23 protein-coding genes are annotated in these 22695 nt (G+C 63.9%); 15 read left to right on the plus strand and 8 right to left on the minus strand.

What is annotated here, in order from left to right:
• Nucleotides 1-12: 12 nt before the first annotated feature.
• The 13 genes from ACLBKT_RS16065 (at nucleotide 13) to ACLBKT_RS16125 (ending at nucleotide 11431) form a co-directional block, all read left to right on the plus strand.
• On the plus strand, nucleotides 13-309 hold the full coding sequence (locus ACLBKT_RS16065; RefSeq protein WP_410183995.1) for a ribbon-helix-helix protein, CopG family: 297 nt from the start codon (nucleotides 13-15) through the stop codon (nucleotides 307-309).
• A complete protein-coding gene (locus ACLBKT_RS16070) occupies nucleotides 296-2755 on the plus strand; it encodes a type IV secretion system DNA-binding domain-containing protein (RefSeq protein ID WP_410183996.1) in 2460 nt (819 codons plus the stop codon). The genes ACLBKT_RS16065 and ACLBKT_RS16070 overlap by 14 nt, the downstream gene beginning before the upstream one ends.
• Nucleotides 2756-2757: 2 nt before the next feature.
• On the plus strand, nucleotides 2758-5871 hold the full coding sequence (mobF, locus tag ACLBKT_RS16075; RefSeq protein WP_410183997.1) for a MobF family relaxase: 3114 nt from the start codon (nucleotides 2758-2760) through the stop codon (nucleotides 5869-5871).
• Between the two features lie 2 nt (nucleotides 5872-5873).
• A complete protein-coding gene (locus ACLBKT_RS16080; protein ID WP_410183998.1) occupies nucleotides 5874-6155 on the plus strand; it encodes a hypothetical protein in 282 nt (93 codons plus the stop codon).
• A complete protein-coding gene (locus tag ACLBKT_RS16085; protein ID WP_410183999.1) occupies nucleotides 6155-6928 on the plus strand; it encodes a hypothetical protein in 774 nt (257 codons plus the stop codon). Before ACLBKT_RS16080 ends, ACLBKT_RS16085 begins: the two co-directional genes overlap by 1 nt.
• Before the next feature lie 104 nt (nucleotides 6929-7032).
• The gene (locus tag ACLBKT_RS16090) at nucleotides 7033-7389 is read left to right on the plus strand and encodes a DUF2726 domain-containing protein (RefSeq protein WP_410184094.1); all 357 of its coding nucleotides are present in this window, start codon (nucleotides 7033-7035) and stop codon (nucleotides 7387-7389) included.
• Nucleotides 7386-7718, plus strand: coding sequence for a helix-turn-helix transcriptional regulator (locus ACLBKT_RS16095; protein ID WP_410184000.1), 333 nt, complete (start codon nucleotides 7386-7388; stop codon nucleotides 7716-7718). Before ACLBKT_RS16090 ends, ACLBKT_RS16095 begins: the two co-directional genes overlap by 4 nt.
• Entirely contained in the window at nucleotides 7715-8359 is a 645-nt protein-coding gene (locus tag ACLBKT_RS16100) for a hypothetical protein (RefSeq protein ID WP_410184001.1), read from the plus strand. Before ACLBKT_RS16095 ends, ACLBKT_RS16100 begins: the two co-directional genes overlap by 4 nt.
• 53 nt (nucleotides 8360-8412) lie before the next feature.
• On the plus strand, nucleotides 8413-8616 hold the full coding sequence (locus ACLBKT_RS16105) for a hypothetical protein (RefSeq protein WP_036802364.1): 204 nt from the start codon (nucleotides 8413-8415) through the stop codon (nucleotides 8614-8616).
• Nucleotides 8617-8655: 39 nt separating this feature from the next.
• Nucleotides 8656-8961, plus strand: a complete 306-nt coding sequence (locus ACLBKT_RS16110; RefSeq protein ID WP_410184002.1) for a hypothetical protein — start codon at nucleotides 8656-8658, stop codon at nucleotides 8959-8961.
• Nucleotides 8954-9790 carry a CsgG/HfaB family protein gene (locus ACLBKT_RS16115; protein ID WP_410184003.1) on the plus strand — a complete coding sequence of 279 codons (837 nt, stop codon included), beginning with the start codon at nucleotides 8954-8956 and terminating at the stop codon, nucleotides 9788-9790. The genes ACLBKT_RS16110 and ACLBKT_RS16115 overlap by 8 nt, the downstream gene beginning before the upstream one ends.
• The gene (locus ACLBKT_RS16120; protein ID WP_410184004.1) at nucleotides 9771-10964 is read left to right on the plus strand and encodes an NERD domain-containing protein; all 1194 of its coding nucleotides are present in this window, start codon (nucleotides 9771-9773) and stop codon (nucleotides 10962-10964) included. Before ACLBKT_RS16115 ends, ACLBKT_RS16120 begins: the two co-directional genes overlap by 20 nt.
• Nucleotides 10961-11431 (plus strand): hypothetical protein, encoded by a 471-nt coding sequence (locus ACLBKT_RS16125; RefSeq protein ID WP_410184005.1) that lies wholly within the window; start codon nucleotides 10961-10963, stop codon nucleotides 11429-11431. Before ACLBKT_RS16120 ends, ACLBKT_RS16125 begins: the two co-directional genes overlap by 4 nt.
• A gap of 629 nt (nucleotides 11432-12060) precedes the next feature.
• Here ACLBKT_RS16125 and ACLBKT_RS16130 read toward each other — a convergent pair.
• A complete protein-coding gene (locus ACLBKT_RS16130) occupies nucleotides 12061-13020 on the minus strand; it encodes a hypothetical protein (RefSeq protein WP_410184006.1) in 960 nt (319 codons plus the stop codon).
• A gap of 3 nt (nucleotides 13021-13023) precedes the next feature.
• On the minus strand, nucleotides 13024-13506 hold the full coding sequence (locus ACLBKT_RS16135; protein ID WP_410184007.1) for a toxin-antitoxin system YwqK family antitoxin: 483 nt from the start codon (nucleotides 13504-13506) through the stop codon (nucleotides 13024-13026).
• Nucleotides 13507-13617: 111 nt separating this feature from the next.
• Here ACLBKT_RS16135 and ACLBKT_RS16140 point away from each other — a divergent pair, with 111 nt between their 5' ends.
• Nucleotides 13618-14067: an Lrp/AsnC family transcriptional regulator gene (locus ACLBKT_RS16140; protein ID WP_410184008.1), complete on the plus strand. Its 450-nt coding sequence runs from the start codon at nucleotides 13618-13620 to the stop codon at nucleotides 14065-14067.
• Here ACLBKT_RS16140 and ACLBKT_RS16145 read toward each other — a convergent pair.
• On the minus strand, nucleotides 14028-15317 hold the full coding sequence (locus tag ACLBKT_RS16145; RefSeq protein ID WP_410184009.1) for an acyl-CoA thioesterase/BAAT N-terminal domain-containing protein: 1290 nt from the start codon (nucleotides 15315-15317) through the stop codon (nucleotides 14028-14030). The two genes, ACLBKT_RS16140 and ACLBKT_RS16145, sit on opposite strands and share 40 nt — an antisense overlap.
• Nucleotides 15318-15500: 183 nt before the next feature.
• On the opposite strand from ACLBKT_RS16145, the gene ACLBKT_RS16150 reads away from it, so the two are divergent.
• Nucleotides 15501-16343 carry a LytTR family DNA-binding domain-containing protein gene (locus tag ACLBKT_RS16150; protein ID WP_410184010.1) on the plus strand — a complete coding sequence of 281 codons (843 nt, stop codon included), beginning with the start codon at nucleotides 15501-15503 and terminating at the stop codon, nucleotides 16341-16343.
• A gap of 12 nt (nucleotides 16344-16355) precedes the next feature.
• On the opposite strand, the gene ACLBKT_RS16155 is transcribed toward ACLBKT_RS16150, so the two are convergent.
• The 5 genes from ACLBKT_RS16155 to ACLBKT_RS16175 are packed head-to-tail and all read right to left on the minus strand — an operon-like array spanning nucleotide 16356 to nucleotide 22671.
• Nucleotides 16356-18296 carry a TonB-dependent receptor domain-containing protein gene (locus ACLBKT_RS16155; RefSeq protein ID WP_410184011.1) on the minus strand — a complete coding sequence of 647 codons (1941 nt, stop codon included), beginning with the start codon at nucleotides 18294-18296 and terminating at the stop codon, nucleotides 16356-16358.
• A complete protein-coding gene (locus ACLBKT_RS16160) occupies nucleotides 18297-18611 on the minus strand; it encodes a DUF3325 domain-containing protein (RefSeq protein ID WP_410184012.1) in 315 nt (104 codons plus the stop codon). It lies immediately after the preceding gene.
• Entirely contained in the window at nucleotides 18608-20209 is a 1602-nt protein-coding gene (locus ACLBKT_RS16165) for a PepSY-associated TM helix domain-containing protein (protein ID WP_410184013.1), read from the minus strand. The genes ACLBKT_RS16160 and ACLBKT_RS16165 overlap by 4 nt, the downstream gene beginning before the upstream one ends.
• A gap of 19 nt (nucleotides 20210-20228) precedes the next feature.
• Complete coding sequence (locus ACLBKT_RS16170) at nucleotides 20229-20498, minus strand: hypothetical protein (protein WP_410184014.1); 270 nt, start codon at nucleotides 20496-20498, stop codon at nucleotides 20229-20231.
• Nucleotides 20499-20505: 7 nt separating this feature from the next.
• The gene (locus tag ACLBKT_RS16175; protein WP_410184015.1) at nucleotides 20506-22671 is read right to left on the minus strand and encodes a TonB-dependent receptor; all 2166 of its coding nucleotides are present in this window, start codon (nucleotides 22669-22671) and stop codon (nucleotides 20506-20508) included.
• Between the last annotated feature and the right edge of the window lie 24 nt (nucleotides 22672-22695).

Consider the following 22695-nt stretch of genomic DNA (forward strand, 5'->3'; position numbering starts at 1 on the left):
AGTGGATGTGTGATGTCAAAAACAACGAGCCTAATCGGCGTTCGGTGCAACAGCGACGAGCTCGCGTTGATCGACGCAATTGCGCTGCAACGAAACTGCTCTCGAAACGAGGCAGTTCGCATAGCGATACGCGCCGGGGCCAGGGGTGTGCTCGACGGCTATTCGATCGACCCACGGCGCCTCATCCTTCTCCTGGAATACACGCAGGCTGCGGTCGATCTCATCGTCCACCGCGAGCACAGCGATCTTGCACCTGGGCTCGAGCAAATTGCCCACGAGCGCATGGAGGAATTCCATGCGTCGCGATGACATCCGATTCAGCGGCAAGGGCGCCACGATCCAGCATCATTCCGCACGCGGAAAGGTGACCCGAAATGCCGGCAATTTCACCCGAGGCTCACAGCTCGTCACACACGAATTCTGGATGTGGTTCGCTGGGACAAAAGTGCCGCTGCTCATCTGGTTTCTGGTCTTCAGCTTGGCCCTTGCGACGACCGTCAGCCTATCTCTCAGCACACCCGAGATTCATCTCGTCATCATGCGCATATATTCGGGTCTCTGGTCATGGATGCTTCTCGACCCGTCGAAGGTAGTTCACCTCACTCTTCCAAACGGCATGATCCGCCCCACACTGATGGGCGCAGTTCCTTATGACCCCTACGTCGCCTCTGCCTCGGCAAAGGCACTTCGCTGTCTTCTTGGCTCCGCGTTCATGGCAGTTTTTATCGCGGCTCCTCTCAGCATCTGGTTCATTGAGTTCTCCCGGAGGCGCGGCAAATCGATCCTTGAGGAACGCCATGAGCGTGGTGCCATGCTGGTCGAACGTGACGTTCTCAGTAGCGAGGTGCGGGCTCACAATGGCAACCGCTTCGCTTACGAATGTTCCCGGCTCGATCCCCCTATGGATCCGCAAGAGGCTCTTGCTCTCAGTCGTTCCGAAAAGCGCCAGCAGGGAATCCACCAGCCTTACGTGATTGCAGGTATTCCCTACCCGTGGCGACTTGAGCAAAGCCACACCATGCTGATCGGCACAACGGGGGCAGGTAAGACCACCCAGCTGCGATCGTTGGTCCAACAGCTGCGGGAGCGCGGGCACAACGCGGTGATCTTCGATTTGACCGGCGCGTTTGTCGAAGCCTTCTACAACCCGAACAGCGACACAATCCTCAATCCGATGGATCAACGGTGCGTGCCCTGGACTATCTTCAACGACTGCGAAATCTACGCCGATTTTCTGACGGCCGCGACCGCCCTGATCCCGTCGCACCCGGATGAGAAGGAGCCCTTCTGGCAGAATGCCGCACGAACGCTGTTCGTTGAAATCTGCATGAAGCTCAAAGCCGACGGCGAGATGTCAAACGCGGCCATTGCCCATCACCTGATGACCGCCAACCTGAAGCAGATCCATGCCAAGTTGAAGGACACGGTCGCGGCTCCCCTGACGGCCGAAACTGCGGCCCGCATGGCGGAGTCAATCCGGTCGGTATTCAACACGAACGCCAACGCCATTCGCTACATCCCCGACCCTTCGCCCGAGAAGCCTGACAGCTTCTCGATCAAGGCATGGGTCAAGGCCTCGGCGCCCGGCTCGATCCTGTTCATCACGTCGAGCTATTCCGACATGAACTTCACCCGGATGCTGCTGACGCTCTGGACCGACATGGCCGTCACCGCCCAGATGACGCTACCGCGCACGCGCGATCTTCGGACATGGTTTCTGTTCGACGAGGTCAACGCTCTGCATGCCCTTCCTGCCATCGGCAATGGCCTCCAGACTGCCCGAAACTACGGCGGTGCCTTCGTTCTCGGCATCCACTCCTTTGCCAAGCTGGAGGAAACCTACGGCGAGAAAGGCGCGACCAATCTGGCCGGGCTTGCGCGCACCAAGCTGATCCTCGCCACGGCCGATTACCAATCTGCTGAACGCTGCGCCGAATTCATCGGCAACCGCGAGGTTCGCCAGATGGATGAAGCCTACAGCTACGGGTACAACAACACCCGCGATGCATCGACCCTGACGCCGCGCAAGGCAATCGAGCCGCTGGTCATTCCCGACGACATTACGAACCTCCCGTCGATGCACGGGTTTATCAAGTTTCCCGATGGGTTTCCGGCGGCGCGGATCAAGCTTCAGTGGAAGGATTACCCGGAGGTTGCCCCAGGATTCATGCGGGTCACCAGCATGGAGCCGACGCCCTACAGACCGCCCGAGACCAAACGGCCGGCTAGCCGGCCTGATAGCGCGGAAGGGGGGAGCGAGGGTGGTCCAGAATCCTTGCCTCCAACAGGGCGCGCTGAGGTCGAAGAAACGGAGCAGGAGGCCACCGAGGCGCTGGCAAAGGCGGAGAGCACTGAGAAGGCTGACGGACGCTCTGAGGCGGAGAAAGCTGCAGATGCGATGTTCGTTCAGAGCGAAGTCGCCAAGACGATTGCACCCAGCAACGACAACCGTGCGGAAGGCCCCACAAAGGACGGCGATGCCGATGATGGGCAGCCGCGGACGGCGGGTCTTTCGTCGATGGCGCGGTTGACGCAAATCACATCCGACCAGACCGAAATCAATCGCGAACAGGCCAAGGAGGCCCTGACCGAAAAGACCCTCGGGAAACAGGATCGCGCCCGGCCTGAAGAGCAGATCACGCGCGAAACGCGTGAGGGTGCAGGGACTGACCAGAAGGATCAGGGCCACAATCACAACAGGGAAGCCTCACACGACACGCCAGCGATCGACGACGACTTCGGGTTGGGAGACTGATCATGCTCTCGGTCGCATCGGTCAAATCTGCTTCGGGAGCTGCAGAATACTTCGCCAAAGATGACAAGCACCCGGCTGACTATTACCTCGGCGAAGGCGGCGGCGCGGGGGGCGGTGATGGCGTCCCCGGGAGCGGCGGAGAAGGGCTGGGCGGTGGCGGTGGACCCGGCGGCGGCACCGGGGACGCAGTACGCGGAGCAGCGAACGACAACCCTGAGACCGGATGGGCAGGGAAGGGCGCTGAGATGCTTGGTCTCAGCGGCGAGGTCACCAAGGATGCCTTCGAGAAGATCCTCAATGGCGAGCTGCCCAATGGCGAGAAGGTCGGGCAAGTGCCCAACCGCCAGTCGGGGATGGACCTCACATTCTCGATGCCGAAATCAGCCAGCATCCTGGCACTGGTATCAGGGGATGACCGCATTCTGGCGGCGCACTGGAGCGCGGTGCGCGAGACCATGCGCTGGGTCGAGGGCAAGTTCGCCGAAGGGCGAACCTATGAGCGAACGAAGTCGGGCGCGCCGGTGCGCACGGGTAATCTCGTCTACGGAATGTTTGCCCACGACACGAGCCGCGCGCTTGATCCGCAGGCCCACATCCATGTCGTCATCGCCAACCTTACCCGCATGGCAAACGGAGCCTGGCAGGCGCTTCACAATGGCCAGCTATGGAAGAACAACTCGGTCATTGGGGCCGCCTACCATGCTGCTTTCCGCGAAAAGCTGGCTGAGCTTGGCTACGAGACGCGAATAACCGGCAAGCACGGTCAGTTTGAGATCAACGGAGTCCCCAAAGAGGCGATAGACGAGTTCAGCAAACGGCGCGAAGCGATCGTCGAGAAGGCGAAGGAGCTAGGACTCTCTTCTCCGGCGGCGATCGACAAGGTGACCACCAACACCCGAGATCCCAAGCTCAATGTTGAGGACCGCGAGAAACTCGCTGCCGACTGGCGAGAGCGCGCCGCCGCCATCGGGTTCGACGGAAAGCAGGTCATCGAGGAAGCGAAATCCCGCGCGGCCGGGACGACACCTGACCGGCTCACTACACCGACACAGCGCCTCAGCGAGACGATAGCGAACATCGTAACGGCGCTCGGTGGGGTCTTCATGGAGAAGGACCCGCTGGTCACTCAGGGGCTCGAGCGCCTCAAATTCTCGCCCGACGACCTGCGAGCGCAGGCGGCAGTTGCTTCGGCCATCCGCATTCTCGAACAGCGCGAAGCGGCCTTCCCTGTCTCCCAGATCACCAAAACCGCACTGGATCTCGGCCTCAAGGGCGTCACAGCTGACAAGACCGATGCCCGCGTCGATCAGCTGCTTGAGAGTGGAAAGCTCATCCCCGGACAGTCAAACCGGATCGACAACGCGCTCACTCATGTCACCACGCCGCAAGCCCTTGCTACGGAACCCCTGATCCTGGCCCAGATCGATAAGGGCAGGGGAGCTGCAACGCCAATCGTTGCGCCCGGCGACGCTGTCGCGCGCATCAATGCCGTCTCCGGCGAGAAGCAGCTCAACACAGGCCAGATGGCCGCTGCCGTGCTTGGCCTCTCGTCCAACGACCGGATCGTCGCCGTGCAAGGGGTCGCGGGCGCCGGCAAGTCGACCATGATCGCCGCAGTGGCTCGTGTTGCCGAGCAGGAGGGTCACAAGGTTCTCGGGCTCGCCTTCCAGAACAAAATGGTTGGCGACCTCAGGGACGGTGCCGGGATCGAAGCACAGACCGTGTCGTCCTTCGTGAATGCCTTTGCCAAGGCAGCCCTCGCAGGACGGGGCGAAGCGTACGAAGCCGCGCGCGGTGCGCTCAAGGGTGCCGTGCTGGTGCTCGATGAAGCCTCAATGGTCGGCAGCGAGCCGATGAAGCATCTGGTCGGCATCGCCAATGCGCTCGGCGTCGAGAAGCTCATCATGATCGGCGACCGCCAACAGCTATCATCGATCGACGCCGGCAAGGCCTTCGCGATGGCGCAAGCCGACGGAATTGCCATGGTGCGCATGGACGAGAACCTGCGCCAGCGCACCGACCAGCTCCGCACGGTCGCAGCGCTCGCAAACCGCGGCGAGGTTCGCGGGGCCATGGAAGTGCTGGGCGACAAGCTGAAGGCCAGCCCCGATCACATCAAATCGGCAGCGGACCAATGGTTGGGGCTTCCCAAGGATGAGCGCGACCGGACCATGGTGTTTGCCTCCGGCCGGGACGCCCGCGCCGAGCTCAACCAGCGCATCCAGGACGGCCTGCGTGCCGACGGAGCCCTGGGCAAGGAAAGCGTCACGCTCAGCGTGCTCGAGGGGGTCAACACCACGCGCGAGGAACTGCGCTACCCCCAGACCTACCGGGCCGGGCAGACGCTCGAGGTCGCAAGGACGGTGTCGGAAATCGGGCTGCGGCGCGGCAGCTACGAAGTGCTAGGCGTCGACGCCAAGGGCCGCGTTGAACTGAAGATCGGGAACCGCACTGTGCGGTTCGACCCGCAGAAGATCGATCCCAACGACAAGCGCGACGCGCTCGGCCTTACCCAGCGCAGCGAGATCAAGCTTCATGAGAACGACCAGATCCGCTGGACTGCAAACGATAAGGAGCGCGGGCTCTACAATGCCTCGCTCGCGCAGGTCACCGGGGTCAGCCCCACCGGCATCAGCGTGAAGACCGCTGACGACCAGATGCTACATCTGAAGCAGGGCGACCCCATGCTGGAACGCCTGGGCCTTGCTTACGCGATCAACATGCACATGGCGCAGGGCGTCACCACCGATAAGGGCATCGCGGTGATGAGCGGCTCAGAGAGCAACCTCTCCAACCAGCGACTGTTCAACGTCACCGTCACCCGCGTGCGCGACGATTTGACCCTCCACACCGACAACAAGGAGCGCCTGATCAGCGCGATCGAGCGCAACGAGGGCAACAAGACCAGCGCCCTTGAGACGGTCGGCCGCCTCGAGATCGATGCGCCGCGAGACAGCGGGGCCGGGCGGGACAAGTCGGACAAGACCTTCAATCCCGAGGTGCCTGCCGACCTCGCCAAGCCCAACAGCATGGATCTCAGCAAGCACCGCGTCGCGGTCGAACCGCGCGTGCCCGACAAGCCGTTCCCCGAAAAAGACATCAGCCTGGAGATCTGATCATGCACCCTTCGGTCAATTACGACTACGTCATCCACGGCGACCATATCCATTGGTGCAACGTCGAAGCACGGGGCATGACGCGCTGCGAGGAGCTGGCGATGCGCGAGCACTCGACCATCACGGCCGATGCTGCGTTCGCCGACGTCGCCCTCTCCATGATGATCGCGATGAGCATCACGATCATATCCGGCTTGCTCTGGGGGGCCAAGCTACGTCGCGTGCGCATGGCACCATCCGGCGCCAAAACACTATTCTCCGGATCGGTTGTGGAGCCGGTCTAATGGGCATCGATGATCGCGACTACATGAAGGGTGAGTATTGGGAGCGGCAGGGCAAAAAGGGGCCGTCCCGATGGAGCTTCAACAAGGCTGAGCGTGATGCGGCAAGAAAGGCTGCCGAGGATCCGCCGGGAGGGGCGAGCCGTGTCGGAGAAAACACCAGTTTCGACCAGTACGACCGCACAGCTGCAGCTGGGTTCTCTCGGATAAGGAACCAGCCTCGCGGGAAGCACGGACGAACAACATCGAAACAAACACTTCGACATGTGTCGACGGGGACCAGACGTTTCGCTTCATGGGCGATACCGATCTTGTGTCTTGCCACCTACGTCATTCCGATCCTGGCCGACCTGAGGCGGGGAGGGTGGCTGCCCGACACCGAGCCCGGCATCCCGTTCCCCGAAACCGGCAGCGTGAGCGTTGCAAGCGATCTCCCGATGAAAATTGTGCGCAGCCAACTCACGGTGGTGACAAGCGATTCCAACGCCGTTGTACAGCTCGTCCACCCTGAGACAGAACGCCATGTGATCTCCGTCTTCGTCGCGGCCAACAGCGAGGTAACAATCCCCGCCCCAGTTGGGATTTGGCGCATGCGTGTGATCGAAGGGCAAAAATGGCATGGCAATGCCAAATTCTTCGGTCCCAACACCCAGTACGAAACCGTGGCCGAACTGATGGACTTCGGGCACTCGCGCGGGAACGGCATCGACCTCCACCGGCGGATCGACGGTAACCTGAAGACACGACAAATGCTCGTGGGGCCAGAGCCGCTATGAATGAGCTCGGACTTCTCGCGATAATTGCCTTGGTGGTTTTCGTGGCGATGCTCATGTCCAAGAAACGCGGCATAGGCTCGCTCCCTGTTCGTGCGGCCCCACTTATGACGAAGCGGGAGCGTATCGTCTGCGAAATGATCGAGCGCGCGGTCCCTTGCGCTCGGGTCCATGCTCAGGTCTCAATGGGCGCGATCCTGCGGCCGGCTGCGGGGCTTGATCGATCGCGCTCGACCAGCGTGCGCAACCGGTTCTCTTCCAAACGGGTCGATTTCGTGCTCGAGGACCGGGCAAGTGGCGACATCATCGCTATCGTCGAGCTCGACGACCGCACGCACAATCGCTCGGCCGACCGGCAACGCGACCGTATGACTTCCCGGGCGGGCTACCTCACTATCCGGCTTGGCCCGATCCGCCACACCTTCGCCACCGTGCGCCAAGCCTTGGCGGAGGTACTGGCATGACGATCAGCGTCGGCGAGCGGGTCCGTGCCGTGCGGCTTAGGTCGGGCCTTTCACAAGATCGCATTGCGCGGAGCCTCGGCTTCACCCGCCGCGCGCTCCTCAACTGGGAAGCGGCGATCGAAGAAACACCAATTGCGATTCTCAAGCCCCTGAGAATGCTGTATAACGTCGATCCAGAATGGATCGTCATGGGCGGCAATCTCAAGCCAGTGTCTGACTTCCGCATCGCGCAAGAGGTGTACCCTTACGACCTGTCACGCCGCGCATCGACCGCCAGCATCAATCCGGGACGATCAAACCCGACCGAATTCACGAGGAAGACACCATGAGTTTGATGTCCATGTTCACGCGGTCAAGGATCTCTCCGGGAGCAAAACCTTCGTGGTCCGAACCAGATCACCTGCGGTCGCCGCAGCGCACCTACAAGGACTATTCGGACCGCCTTGTCTCGGTTTGCTGGCACCAGCTGACGGACGAAGAAGCGGCTGCGCGCATCGCGTGCGATATCAATAATGACTTCCTGTGGATCAGGGGACCTGGCGGCTTCGAGGCTTACTACCATAGGCCAGACGCCGTCCCGCTGAGGGAACTTGCCAACCCCAACTACGCTGACACGGCCTGGTTTCACGTGTTCCAGATCGATCTGCTGCGACCGGCCCACGATTACATCGACCTGCGCTCCGGTGGCCGCGACTATGCGATCCTGATGGCCGAACAGCAATTCGAAGACGCCATGCGGTCCTTGAGGATCATGCCCAACTGGTGGACCATCTGCTGTTCAACCATGAACGACCATCCGATGAGCGCCTACCGCCGGTCGATCATGGTTCTGGGAAGAGACATTCACGGCAACGATGCGCCCTATCAGGACATTGTCGTCGCCCTCGCGAACCCGGAAACACTCGATCTTATCGAAGACGCGTTGGAGCACAGCCTGCGCGCAGAGATCGAATTCCGGACATTCGAATGAACCCACAGAAGACCGGCGCGCGCACCACAACCTGCTGAAGAAAGGACAAGACGATGAGCAACTGGAATTTCGAAGACATGGGCGATTTCGCCGACGATGCCGCCGCCGAACGCTGGGCCAAGCGCAACGATATCGACCTGCGCGATATCCGCACCAGCGCCAGCGGGAAGGGCGTCCGGCTCGAGGTGCGGCGATCCTCGCTCGGCGACAGCCGCGCGCAGACCGATCTGCGCGACGGCCGCAGGACGGGATGGTAACTGGTAACTGGTATCAGGTAATGCGGGAAGGGAAGCACAATGACACACAGACATCTGATGATCGGCCTGCCGGTCGTGGCAGCCGCAATCAGCGTCCCCGCAACTGCACAGGCTGCTCCGGCCACCGATGTGGCAGCAAGCATGGCGAGCTATGCACAAAACACCGCCGGGGCGGACGCTGATACACGGGCAGCCGAAAAGCAGGCACGCTACCTCGCTCGCAAGGAAGCCGGGGAAGCGCAGGACTGCGACGACTGTGCCAATTGTGCCCCTTGTGAGGCTTGCAAGGAATGTGATGATGAGCCGGCGGATGTCGCAGGGAAGGGAGCTGACCGCCATGCGTAGGACCGCGATCATTGCAGGAGCGCTCGCGTCGGTCTCCCTCGCGGGCGACCCAGTTCTGGCCCAAACCGCAGGCAAGGGCGGCACGGGCGTCGACGAGAACACCGAACTGCCCCGCTGCGCGCAGCCGCTCGGAGTGGTCGCTCTGGTCGAAGAGAAGGCTCCAAGCCCGACTGACGGCCTCGCCGGCGAACTGTCGCCGGGAATGGCGGCCTTGCTCCGAATGGCCGAGGCGCAGCAGGGCGGGGGAACCGCGCGGGTCGATGCTCTCCCGCTCATCAAGCTCATGGCTGCACGCTCCAACTGCTTCCGCGTTGCCGATCGCGGCGCGGCGATGGGCGCGCTCGAGCGTGAGCGCGCCATGACCGGCGCGGCACCGTCCCAGTCACTGGTGAAGGCCGACTACCTCATCAGCGCGCAGGTGCTCTATTCGGATGCCAAGAGCCGTGAAAGCGGCGGCGGCATCGGCGGTGCCTTCGGGAGCGCGGTCGGCCTCAAGACCAAGACTCTCGAAAGCCAGGTGCTCCTCTCGCTGATCGATGTCGATACGGGCCTTCAGGAGGCCGTGGCGACCGGCTCCGCGCGCAAGAAGGACGTTGGCGTGATCGGGGGCGGACTTCTGCTGGGGCTCGGCGTTGGCGCTCTGGGAGGCACCTACGGCTCGACCGACATTGGGAAGATCACCTCGATCGCAGTCCTCGATGCCTTCCGCAAGCTGATCCTCGAAGCTCAGGCCCGACTGCCACAGCAGACCGCATCAGCTTCGCAACCCACGGCCCAAGCTGCCACTGACCAAGCGCAGGGGGCGGTGGATGATCCTCAAGGCCAGTGACGGACGTTCCGGTGATATCGAAGTACTGGAATCACTGCTGAAGGGAGAGATCACCGCCGACCAGCGCCGCGCCATCGAGGCGGAACTCTATACGATACGAAAAGGAGCAGAGGGCGAGCGCGAAACCGCCCACATCCTTGACCGCATCTATGGCCATTCTGAACGTGTGGCGGTGATCCACGACCTCAGGCTACCTGACGGTTTGAACGGTTACGTGCAGTTTGACCACCTCCTGCTGAACCGCGTCCTGAAGCGGATCGCCGTGCTCGAGACCAAGAACTTCAGCGGTCGCATCTCCAAGAACGAGCACAACGAATGGTGCGTCTGGTATCCGAACAGGCGGCAACCCACCGAAATACCCAACCCGGTCGCACAGGCCGACCGCGCTGCGCGGCTGCTGGAGCTATGGCTCGAGGCGCACCAGCATTCGGCGGCGTTCCGCCGCGTTGAAGGGTGGGTGATCGTCCCTCCGACATGCAAGATCGATCGCACGCGCATCGGTACCGGCACGCGCATCGTAAAGGTTGATAACTTCCATGAGCGATGGATCGAGGACGTCAGTTTCTCCGATGCGACTGGCTTTCTCACAGGGCTTAGCGTTGGACAACTTCGCGCCGTTGGGATGCAACTGGCCTCTCAGCACGTGCAACCCGACTATGCCTGGCGACGGCGGTTCGGGATTAATGACATGCCGAACCGCGCGGTCGCATCTACGCCCCGCCCGGAGATTCAACCAGCGAACGTGTCCGCCGAACCAGAGGCCGAACTCGAAACTAGGTCCGAAACACTGAGCGAAGCTGTGACGGTTCCCCCAGAAGGTCAGGACGGCGTGCCACTCGCGGAGCCGGCACCAGCGACCGGTTCCCGACCAGAGCCGCAAGATCAAAGCGCAACGGATCAGGAGGAGGTGGAACCGGCTCCAAACCCTAGGAAGCACGGCGCCAAAGCGAGCGTGCTCGTTACAGTGATCGAGGGCATTTCCGAGCGCGTTCTACCTGACGGGCGAATTGCCTTCCTTGCCCAACCCGGCACCCCCGCGGCCGAGCAGCTGACTGGCGTCTGCAAAGGCCGGGCGATCTGGAACCCACGCTTTCGCAACTGGCTGTGCAGTGCAGAGCGGGCAGAAGAGATTCGCCATGCCCTGGGCACGCAGCCAGCAGGAGAACGCACATGAACATGGCAGCCGGGATCGGCAGCGCTCAGTGTCCGAAATGCCGCCGCTCAATCGGCCATTGGACTGAGCCGAGACTGACACACGTCTGTGCGTCGTGCGGCGCGCCGCTCATCCGCTTGAGGGCAAGCCGGAAGCTCAGACTCTATCGGATCATCCCGGTGGCGGAATTGGTTCGGATCGCCGGTTCGCTGGTGACCGTGGCCGCGATCATCTCGGCCGCCGCAATACCAGGCGGCATACGGGCAGCCATATTCATGGTGGCCACCGCTTTGCTCGCTTTCGGTGCCGCCCACGTCATTCAGGAAGCCTTCGCCATGCGGGCTCGCGGGCCAATGAGCAATTTCATTATTGACCGTCCAAAAACAACGATTTGGAAGACTGTCGCGCGACTTACCATCGGGTTGATCTGCCTCATGGTGGGCATCGTCGGCTTTGTGGTCTGGGCGAGCGTCACAACCGAGATGTGATAGACAGAGTGTATTGTTAGGCTTTGCCAGGATCCATTTGAACGCGGCCAAAATCTAATTTATCTTGTAACTGATGCCCTACAGCGAATCAAAAATCCCAGATTGATAATAAACATTATGTAAAATATTGGATCGTGAGACTGCTTTAAAAATGCCTAACTCCCAAATTGTTCCGCAATTTGCGCCCTACCGCCCATTTTTGTTTCTTCCATAATCCGATCGCGCCCGGTTATGAGATCATCGATTGACGCTATAGCGAGCCCTTGGCACCAGTCTGCTCCATCGTCTCTCGGACGGCACCGTCCAGAGTAGCTGCAGTTTCCTGGGCCATCGCGCCACCGCCGAGAGACAGGAGGGCAATCGCGCAAATCGCGGATTCCATCTTGATGGTCTTCAACGGTCTTTCCCCCCACTCGTCCGAAATCGCGCCTCGTCCCATCGCAATGGGAGTGCAGGCAGAAACCTAACACGAGCTTGCCGGAAGCTGCTAGCGGGCCTGTTCCATACTGCTCAAAATGAGCTGCAAAAGCGTTTCAAGATTGCTGCCAGAGAAGGATCCTTTGCTGCGCGTCAGCAATTGGACTTGCCCTAAAGGCTGCCAATCGCCGATGTGGGTCACGAGCAGGCTCTCAGTTTTTTGCCACTGGCAGCTCAGCAATCCACAACGCTACGTCATACTCGGACGCGCCTTCAAACGGACGGGTTGAAGGGAATACGATGCTGCGCGTACCCGGTATCAGGGTGGCAGCATATTCATCGAAGGGCGAGTTGATGTCGCAGCCAAGATTGACGGGATTGGTCCAGCCCTCTCCTTTGCGTTGCGCCATGAAAAGGTCGCTGCCGCCGCACCCGCCGCGGTCGGCATATGTGATGAGCATTGTCTTCCCATCGGGCGAAATCCACGCCCCGTCATCGCCTTTGACCGAATTGATCGGCGCGGGCAAAAGTTCTGGTCGCCGAAATCCGCCTTTTCCGTCGGGCCGAGCTCGGTAGACATCGCGGTCGCCCATCCCGTCGAGGCGCTCGCTCCAGAAATAGAGGTCGCCGGCAACGGTCAGGATTGGCGCGGTTTCGTTGTGGACGAAGCGCAACTTCTTGATCGCGCCCTCGCGGATACGGTTGAGATCCGGACCATCCAGGGGCTGGGGTGTGGCTGCCGGGTCAGTAAGGTCGAGCCGCCACAGATCGAAGTTTTCGTAAATGTCGCGCCCGGCATATTCGGGCCGGGTGGCCGCCCACGAAAACAATAGGTAACGCCCGTCAGGTGTGACGCTGGGATAATCGACCCGCGCATCCTGCGGCAGCGGCACGGGTTCGGGGGCGCTCCAACCATCATCCTTTCGCACGATCCGTTTCAGGCGCTGCGGACATTCCCAAATTGGGGTGCATTCGGTCTGCGCAAAGTACATTGTGCGCCCGTCCGGGCTAAAGCCGGGGGTGAGCGTGATCCGCCCGGCGGGGGTAAGTACTTCGGGCAGGAATAAGCGCGGCTTGCTTGGCGCATCACGCACCGGATCGGCGGCGGCCCACAGCGGGATGGTGGCAACAAGCGCCGCGCCGGCCATCAAGGCAAGCCAGATTGTCTTCATAACTTATTCTTCTCCACTGGCAGGAAACCGTCGCTCCGACAGGGCGGTGCCTGCCTGATAGACCCGCTCAAACGCCTTTTGCCCGTTCGGATGCCAGCCTTCGGCCACCCCGTCCCAGATGTCGTCGCGCGCAGTCACGCGCTCGCTGATTTCGCCATTGGGGTGAAAATAAACGAACGGCCCTTGGCCCTTGCCCGCGCGCCACTCGCTGTAGAAGCGGATCGCGCCGTCTGGATACCATTCGGCCCATGCGCCATCGGCCTTGCCCTCAACCACTTGGAACCGCGCCTTGCGCGTGCCGTCTGGCCAGGTTTCGATCACGGTGCCGGTGAAGGGAGAGCCATTCAGCAGGAGACGGTCGCTCTGCTTTTCCAGCTGTGACATGGATACGGCGGCTGCACCGGGCCCAGCGGGCAGTTCGTCAGCAAACACGGTGCCTGGCAAGGTCAGCAGCACGGCGGCGAGGAGAATCGCGGACTTGTTCATGGCCGTAATCTAGCCCGGCATCGCTCAACCGTCCGATCAAAAACCGGACATCTGACAATCGGGTTCAATCAATCCGGGATGCTTTTGCGGCGAAAAGCGTTACACGGTGCCATGCTCGATACTCTGGACCGCAAACTGCTCGCCGCGCTGCAACGCGATAACCGCAAGTCGATGGCTGATTTGGGCGAGACTGTTGGCCTGTCCGAACCGGCCACCCGCCGCCGGGTGACCCGGCTGCGCAAGGATGGCTACATAAGGGCTGACGTCAGCCTGATCGATCCCGCGCGGATCGGCATCACCGTCATCACTGCGATCCGCTTTGCCAAGGAGAGCCGCGAAACCTACGACGCCTTCAAGCAGGAAATCGCCCGCACGCCCGAGATTACCCAGTGCTACACCGTCACGGGGGACGAGGATTTTATCCTGATTGGCCACTTTCCCGACATGGTGAGCTACGATGACTGGATCAACACGCGGATCCTCACCAACGCCGCGATCTCTCGGTCAACCACTCATGTCGTCTATCGCCGCGTGAAGTTCGAAACCGCGATCCCGCTCTGATCGCCCTCGGCCAGCGTGCGCCGGAAGAAGTCGATTACGGCGGCATGGACGATCCTCTGCGCGGCGGCGTCGATGCGCGCCGGGACCGGGCGGCCTTCATAGTCCATTGGCGTCCACCCGGTACCGCCCAAGGAATGCCCGGCCTCGGCGAAGCTGAGCGCGACGGTCGGCAAGCCCGCCTCGGCGCGCCGTTCGGCCAGCGCGCGGACCATCTCGCCTGAAGGCCAGGTGGCGTCGCGGTCGCCGCCCGCGATCAGCAGGGACCCCTTGAATTGCTCGACCGGGATCCGGGCTGCCGCCGCCCTGTCGGGATGGGCACGGCGGCCTTCGAGATGCGGCACAGTAAGCGCGCGCCGCTCCCCGCGAGCGAGCGCGGCGATGGCTTCCTCCATCCCGCGATAGGGGACAAAGGGCAGAGGCTGTCCATCCCACGAGAAGGACGAAGCCGTGCCTGAAGGCGCTTCGCTGCCCCACCCTTCCCACACCACATCGCTCGGCACAATCCCGGAAACCGCGCGCAGCCACGGCATCCGGGCCGCCGCGATCAGCGCGAATTCACCGCCTTTCGATATGCCGTGAAGCCCGATTCGCGCCGGGTCGAGATCGGGCTGGTCCGCGATCCAGCGCCGCACGTCCTCAAGTCGGTCGACCGGGATGTCGGTAAAGGCGCCGGGCAATCCGGGCAAGTCCTGGCTTCCCCAGCTCGGCGCATAATAGGGCAGCGCAAGCACGGCAAAGCCCCGCGCGGCAAAGACCGGCCCCATGCGACGCCCAAAGCCTGCGCCGCCTTCCGACCCGCCCAGCACGATGATGACGCCAAGACGGTCCGTGCCCGCCGGGCGATATAGCCGCGCGCCGACAAATTCGGCCACCGGGCGCATCACGACGCCATTGGGCAGTTCGGCGAGCGCCGCTTCGTCGCCAGCCACTTTCTTACCCTTGAAAAGCGCCCGCACTGCGATGCCTGCCGGCTCAGCTGTGCCCGGACGGATGGGCCGCATCGACCAGAACAGCCCTGCCGGATCAACGCCCTGATAGCTTCCGGCAATCGCGGGATCACGCGCCAGGTCGATTGCGCCGTCCGGGCCGACCACAAAGGTCGCAGCGCTGCGATAGGTGCCGTCCGCATCGCGGCGTACAGCCTCGATCTCGACTCGCTCCCCCGGGGTGAAGCCGAGCATGCCGACCGTCACGGGTTCGGCATCGGTAAGGGTTTGCGGCAGGTCCACCTGCTGGGCATAAGCAGGCATGGCTGCGGCGGCCCCCAGCAGCAGGACGGTACAGGAAAGAAGCGATGCAGTGCGCATGATTGGCAATCTCCGGATGATTGATCGGGTCACGTTCCGCCTTGCCGTAACGCCGGCCAGCTCTTCCCAAAAAGCCGTGAACGGACATTTGCAGCGATGAATGACACGTCAAAACCGGCAAGAGGCTTGCCCCTGCGGTCGGCGGAGGATGCCGAGCCGTCCGATCGCCCCACAGCGAAGCGCGCGGGCGACCGACTGCCCTCGGTCGCGGCGGTCTATGCCATGGGGATCGCGCTGCTGCTGGCGCTTTACACTATCGTCTTTGCAGTGACGCTGGATGCAGGCTGGCCGGGCGCACTGAGCACCGCCATCGCCAATGTCGTGCCGCTCGCGGGGCTCGCGGCAGGTTTCTACCTCATCCTGCACAGCGCGGTGCTGCCGCGTTCGGTTATCGCGCAAGGGACCTGGCACATCGTGCTCGCGCCGGTCTTCGCGCTCAGCTGGTATGCGCTAGTGCTGGTGAGCCTGATGCTGCTGCGCGCGATCGAGCGCGGCGAGATGGCGTTCGGGACCTTCTCGGGTGTCGCACTTGTTTGGCAGCTGTTTCAGGGCGTGGTGCTCTATGCATTGGTCGCCGCCTGTGCCTATGCTTTGCGCGGTGGCCGGCAGTCGGCCGCAGTGCAGATCGTCGCGTCGGGGCCGATGCAGCGCTATCTGACGCGGCAGGGCGACGAGCTGGTGCCGATTGCGGTCGGCGACATCGTCACCATCACCGGCGCGCAGGATTATGCCGAGGTGACCACCATCGCCCAGCGGCGGCATCTGGTGCGGCTGTCGCTGGGTGAATTCGAGCAACGCCTGCCCGCCGATGAATTCCTACGCATCCACCGCTCAGTGATCGTCAACCTGCGCCACCTGGACCGTGCCGAGCCTGCGGGCTCCGGGCGCATGACGCTGCACCTCAGCAACGGCCAATCGGTCGAGGCAAGCCGCACCGGGGCCCGCGCACTGCGGGATCGGGTCATTTAGCGCGGGGACGCCTCACCACGCAAACGCCAGCGAGGCCCTGACCGCGCGGCTTTCGATCGGGGTCAGGCTCTCGTCGTCGTTGGCGTTCCAGCCACGATTGTCGAGCAGGTTGCTGCCCGCGATACGCAGTGTGGGCGCGGTATCGGTGCTGCCGAGCGCCCAGGTGATCCCGAGCGAGAGGTCCGCGCGCGCCGGAATGGTGGTCGTGCCGTCACGGCGCGCGGGCGCATCGCCGAGGATATAGGCTCCGGCATCGACCGCGAGCCTCGGCGTCGCCTGCCACTGCGCATTGACCGACCCGCGCCAGCGCGGCTGCCCGACAACTTCGGCGCGAAGGCCTCCCGCCTCGCGGATAGCGGCATCGAGATAGAGCGCGCCCGCCACCACCTGCACCGGGCCGACGGGAGCGACCAGCGAGGCTTCGATGCCGCGATGGCGGCGCGAGCCGTTGAGGACCCAGCGGCCAACGCTGTCGAACCCCGGGGCGCCCTTGGTGATGTCAAAGGCGGACACCAGCAGCGTCGCATCGGGCGTCACTTTCCACTTGGCCCCCAACTCGCGCTGGCTGGCGCGCAGGGCGGGCAGGGTCTCGTTGGCGTTCACTGCGATGGCGGGCGCGCTGCCGCTTTCCTCCAGCCCCGTGACCCACGCGCCGTAGAACGATAGCCGCTCCGCCACCGCGACGGTCGCGGCGAGGTGCCCGGCCCATTCGCGATCGGTGCGCTGCGGCGTCGCCTCGCCTGCCGGGGTGTAGTCCTTGGTGTAATGCACCCGCTGGACGCTGCCCGAGACCAGCAGCCAGCGCGTGAGCGGGTAGCTCGCCGAGGCAGCAAGGCGGCCTTCGCGGATGAGGTCCGTGGCGGCGATGCCGGAGGACGCGCCGGGGTCGCGCGGTCGCACGCGGTCGTTGATCCGTGCCGGGCCGAGCGTGAGGTCGTCGGCATTGGCGAGATTGGAGTGCTGATCGCGGCCGATGATCGCAAAGCTGATCCGCGCCGGGCCGTGGCGCGCGTCCCACTGGCGTTCGATCAGCCCCTCGCCCGATATCGCAGACCCGCTGGTCGCGCCGAACACGCTTGCACCCAGCGTCCCCTGCCCGCTCGCATCGACCCCATCAAGGAAGACGAAGGCCTCGCGCTCTGTGGTGAACCGGCCGTAGGCAAGCGCGAGGCGGGCTGTCCAGCCATTGCCCAGACGGCGCTCGACCTGGCCCCAACTGAGCAGCTCCCACCCCTCGGTCGCGGCCCAATCGGGGGCGGCGGCGTCGCCGGGGCGGAAGGTCGGCAGATCGGCGGGGGCGGTGGCGGTGGCGGTGGCGGGGAAGACCGACAGCGCCGGCGTGTTGCGGTAATGACCCACCGATGCCCCGCCGCGAACCTGCCATGACCCGCGTTCGACCGCGCCACCGACTGCACCATAGCTGAAGGCATCGCGCCCGCCGTGCCAGTTGTCGAGGCGCGAGAGCTGGCCCACGCCCCAGACCGTGCCGCCAGCGATAGGCGCCGCGATGCGTCCGATCGCTTCGACCGAACCGAAGCCATCGCCGCGCAAGATCAGGTTGCGGCGGGGCGTCGCCTCGTTGTCGGTGCCGATGTCGACCACCCCGGTGGGCGAGGGAAAGCGCGCGGCAAACAGGTTCGGCCCGGCCTGGATCGCGGCCGAAGCGTCGACGCGCCCTGACCGCTCGGCGATGAAGGCAAAATATGCCCCGTCGAGCCGGTAATTGGCGCCCGCATCGAGCGCGAAGCCGCGGATGCTCTCGGTGTCGTAGAGCCCGATCTCCTCATTGCCCACCCGCAGGCCATAAGCGTTGTCGGCATCGCCGATCGGCGGCGCGCCGCTCGCCTGGGTGGCGGGGCTGATATCGACTTGCGGAGGCTCGATGACATCCTGCGCGCTCGCCGCCGCCGGGCAGAGGAGCGCCGCTGCGATCCAGAGCGGGGCGGCGCGCACCTACCCTGCCTTGGGTGACAGCAGGCGAGCGAGCGGGTGGAGCAGCCTCGGCCGCCAGGTCAGCACCGCCGCCATGACGAGCGCGGCGAGCATCACCAGCAGCGGCCAAAGCAGCGCGGCAAAGCTCGCCCCGTCACACAGGATGCAGGATGCGAGGCTCAGCCCGAGCTGCGCCCAGCCTGCAACGCGCAGCGTCCGCCGGGCGTGCGGCGCGGTGCCGGAGACAGCTTTCCAGTGCCGCTCCTGCGACAGCGCGAGGCATGCGCAGCCCGCGATCGCCGTCAGCATGGCGCAGGTGAACAGGAGCGCGGTCATTCGGCGGGCGCGAGCGCGGGATCGGGTAGCGCGGCCTCGGCGACACGCGCCGGACGCAGCCGCAGCATCGCCCATCCGGCCATGCCCGCCGCCGCGAGCAGCATCAGGTCCATCCCCGCCACCGCCCACTGCCCGCGCGCCGCCGCCGCCAGCACGTGATCGCCGGTGGTCGCGGCATTGAGCAGCACTGCGGCCATCGCCAGCAGCGCGATGGCCGCGCATTGCTCGGCCCAGGCTGCCGCGCGCCGCACCGCTGCGTGCAGGAACGTCGCCAGCCACACCAGCCAGAACGCCCAGACCTCGAGCCCCGCGCGGCTCTCGCCCCACAGCGTCGCGCCTTCGGGGAGCAGGCGGTTGGCGACGAGGAAGGCTCCGGTGGCGACGATGATGCCGGTCACCCCGCCGATCGTCAGCGCCTCCATCGTGCGGAAGCTCGCCGAGCCGGGGGTGTGCTTGCCCTCGCGCGCCCTCAGCCAGAACAAGAGCCCGGTGGCGATCATAGCGCAGCCCGACAGACCGGCGAGGAAGTAGAGCCAGCGCAGCGGCCAGTGATCGAACTGGATGAAGTGCAGCCCCGCCAGCCAGCCATGCGCGCGGCGGACCGGCCCCGCGCTCCAGTCCTTGAGCACCGCGCCGCTCGCAAGGTCATAGGTGATGACATCGGCGTCCATCGTCACCTGGCGCGAGGGGAACACCCGGCGCACCGTGACGAAGCCTGCCGCATCGCCAGGATGAGTGACCGATACCACATCGGCCCGGGCCGCGATCCCGTGGCGGGCCGACCAGCGCACCTCTGCGTCCGCGATCATCGCATCGATGCTTGCCTGTGCGGACGTGGGGGAGGAGAGTGCGGGGCGCGAGTAACTGCCATAAACCGCCGCGTCCATCGCCGCAGCGTCGCCGCCGAACGGCACCGCGACCGACCACGGCAGGTAGATGCCGAAGAAGATGTAGAGCCCGCTGAGCGGCAGGATGATGTGGAACGGCAGCGCCACCAGCGAGGTCATGTTGTGCAGATCGAGCGTCGATCGCCGCGCGTGCTTCCTGGGGCGGAACACGAAGAATTCGGCGAAGAGCTTGCGGTGGATGATCACGCCCGAGACGATCAGCACCAGCATCGCCATCGCGGCGAACCCAACTATCCAGTAGCCGATATCCATCCACGTCGCGTGAAAGCTGAAGTGGAACGGGAAGATGAACCCGGTCCCCGCAAGGCTCTCGGGCGGCGGGAGCAGCGTTCCGGTGGCAGGATCGAGATGGCGGGTCTGGTAGCCCTTTGCCGGATCGTCCCACCCCAACGTGGCCAAGGGCTGGCGCTCGCGCGGGGGCTGCCAGTTCCACCGCGCCGCATCGGGCGCTTCGGCGCGGAAGGCGGGGAGCGCCTGCCGGTCGAAGGAGGCCGGTGCGGCGCTCGCCTCGAGCCGGGTCTGGGGGATCATCCAGCGATCGATCTCGCGGTCGAACACCGAGAGCGTGCCCATCCAGAACATCGCGAAGAGGATCGCCGAGACCGCCACCCCCACCCAGGTGTGGAGCACGGCCATCGACTGCCGCAGCGTAAGGTGCGGGGACGGGAGGGATGCGGGGGCGGTGGTCATGTGCGAATGCCTTGCAGGATTAGCTCACAGGTCCGGCCACGGGAAGCGCAAAGATGATCGCCGCGCACACCGCGCACGCTCCCGCCATGACCACCGCCACCCGCCGCACGTCGCGCGCCGCGAACACCCACACGACCAGCGCCACCCACAAGGGAAAGGCAAGCAGCACCGCCGCCAGCAACGCATCCGCACTCCCCGGCACCACCGCACCGACGGCCGCGACGCCCAGCGCCGCGCAGGCGTAGCCGCCGAAAATGGCGAGCAGGATGCGGGGGATCGGCGCCGACACAGCCGCGTCAGAACTCGGCAGTCAGCGTGGCCCTCACCGTGCGCGGCGCGCCCGTCGCCGTGGTGAAGAACGCCGACTGGAAGTAATCATTGTCGAACACGTTGTTGACGTTGATGCGCGCTACCAGCGGTGTCTCGCCTGCCTTGAAGGCGTAACGCAAACCGACGTCGAACACCGTGAACGGGTCGATAGCACGCAGGTTGGTCGCATCGAAAAACTGTTCGCCCGTGTGCCGGACATTGCCAAGCACCGCCAGCCCCGGCAGGGGCGGCACGTCGATATCAAACCCGGCGGCAAGCGACCAATCCGGAACCGAGATCGGCCGATTGCCGTCGAGCACGCCTCCAGCGCTCGCTTCGATTGTCGCATCGAGAACCATGACGCTCGCAAACAGCCTCACGCCGGTCAGCGGCTCACCGAAGATGTCGGCTTCCATACCCCGGTGGCGCGCCTGTCCGAACAGGCCGAACACCCGCGTGTCGGGGTCGAGGAACGCTGAAGGCCGTTCGATGTCGAACAACGCCATGGTTGCGCCCCAGCCATTGAATTCAGCCTTGGCACCGATCTCGTATTGCCGCGAAACGCCGGGAGGCGTCGCCTCGCCCGCGTTCACCGCATTGCCCGGCGCCACCGCGCCCCGCTCGACCGCTTCGAGGTAATTGGCGTAGAGCGAGATGTTCTTGGCCGGCTTGGCGACGATCCCGAAATTGGGCGTCCAGCGGCTATCGTCATAGGTGCTGAGCGGGATGCCGCCCGGAGTGGGCGCGGCGAAATTGAAGTTCTCCTGGCTGATCTGCGTGTAGCGCAGGCCCGCCGTCACCAGAACGCGGTCGTCAAACAGAGCCAATTCATCGGCGATCAGAAGCCCGTTCGCCTCGTTGATATAGAGCAGATAGTAGGTTTGGTCATCGACCAGGGTCGGAGGCGGCACGCGCAGCAGATCATCGGTGTAGATATTCCCCGTCACCACCTCCTCAGGGAAGGCGACCCCGCGAAAATCTTCCTGGAAACGTTGATAGCCGTAAGCGATCGTCAGCGTATGCGCGATACCGCCGGTTGCGAACTTGGCGCGGGCACCGGCATCGAGGTTCCAGACATCGCCCCAATCGGCGCGTCCGAACTGCGGATAATAGGTCGCCTCCAAATCCCCGGCGGTGTTGATCGCCTGCACCTGAAGGTTGAGGAACTCTTCCTCATAGGCACTTGCGCCCGCGGAGGCGAACAGCGTCAGCCACGAGGTCGGTCTGGCATTGGCGGTCGCTCGCACGAAGTCATAGTCGTAAAGACCGAAGGACCAGTCCGGGCCCCGGAATGTGCTGGTGTCCGGCACCTCACCGATTGCAACGCCGCGTGCCCAGCTTATCCCGTCGGTGTAGCCGTCCACCCGGCCGCTGGTGTGACCATATTGCAGATTGACGTCGAAGGCATCGCTTCGCCATCCGAACGACAGGTGTGCGACGCGGTTCTCTTCGTCTACGCCCGCGATCGCGGTCTCGCCGTCGCGGTAGGCAAGCGTCGCCCGAACGCCGAAGCCGTCATCCGCGCCAAAACGGCGGCTGACATCGACAAGGCCGCCCAACTGCCCCCTGCCGCTGAACAGCGCCTGCGCGCGGGTCAGCGGTGCATCAACCGGCTTCTTAGAAATGTAGTTGATCGTCCCCCCAACGCCGCCGAAGAAGCGCACGCCGGAATGGAAGGTGGCTGGGCCTTTGAGAATGTCCACACGATCGACGATCTCGAGCGGCAGGCGACGGCCGATGACGTTGGCAAAGCCGTCATAGCTGCTTTCGAACACCGCGGCCCGGAACCCGCGGATCGTGCCGCTGTCAGACCCGGTCAGGCCCGTGGCCGTCGTCGCCGAGAACGAGGCGTCGCGCGCCGCGAGATCGTTCGAGGTCAGGGCGATCTGGTTGGCGATGAAGGTGTCGTTGAAAGACTTGGCTGAAATCGGCGTGTCGATCAGCGCGAGCTCGCCCAACACGCCGATGGTGGCGTCCTTGGAAATCCCGTTAGGAAAGCTGCCTTCGCGCACGCCGGTAACGACAATCTGTTCTGCGGCGGTCCTTTCGTCGCGTTTCTCTTCGCGCTCGGGCTCTTGCGCCCTTCCCGGCGCGCTCCAAGCGATGAAAGCGGTGATGGCGAGGGTGGAGACGGCGTGGATGGCCCGGTTCATGAAATCGTCCCTGTTCTTAAGAAT

Source organism: Erythrobacter sp. W302b (assembly GCF_046452395.1).
GTDB lineage: Bacteria > Pseudomonadota > Alphaproteobacteria > Sphingomonadales > Sphingomonadaceae > Erythrobacter.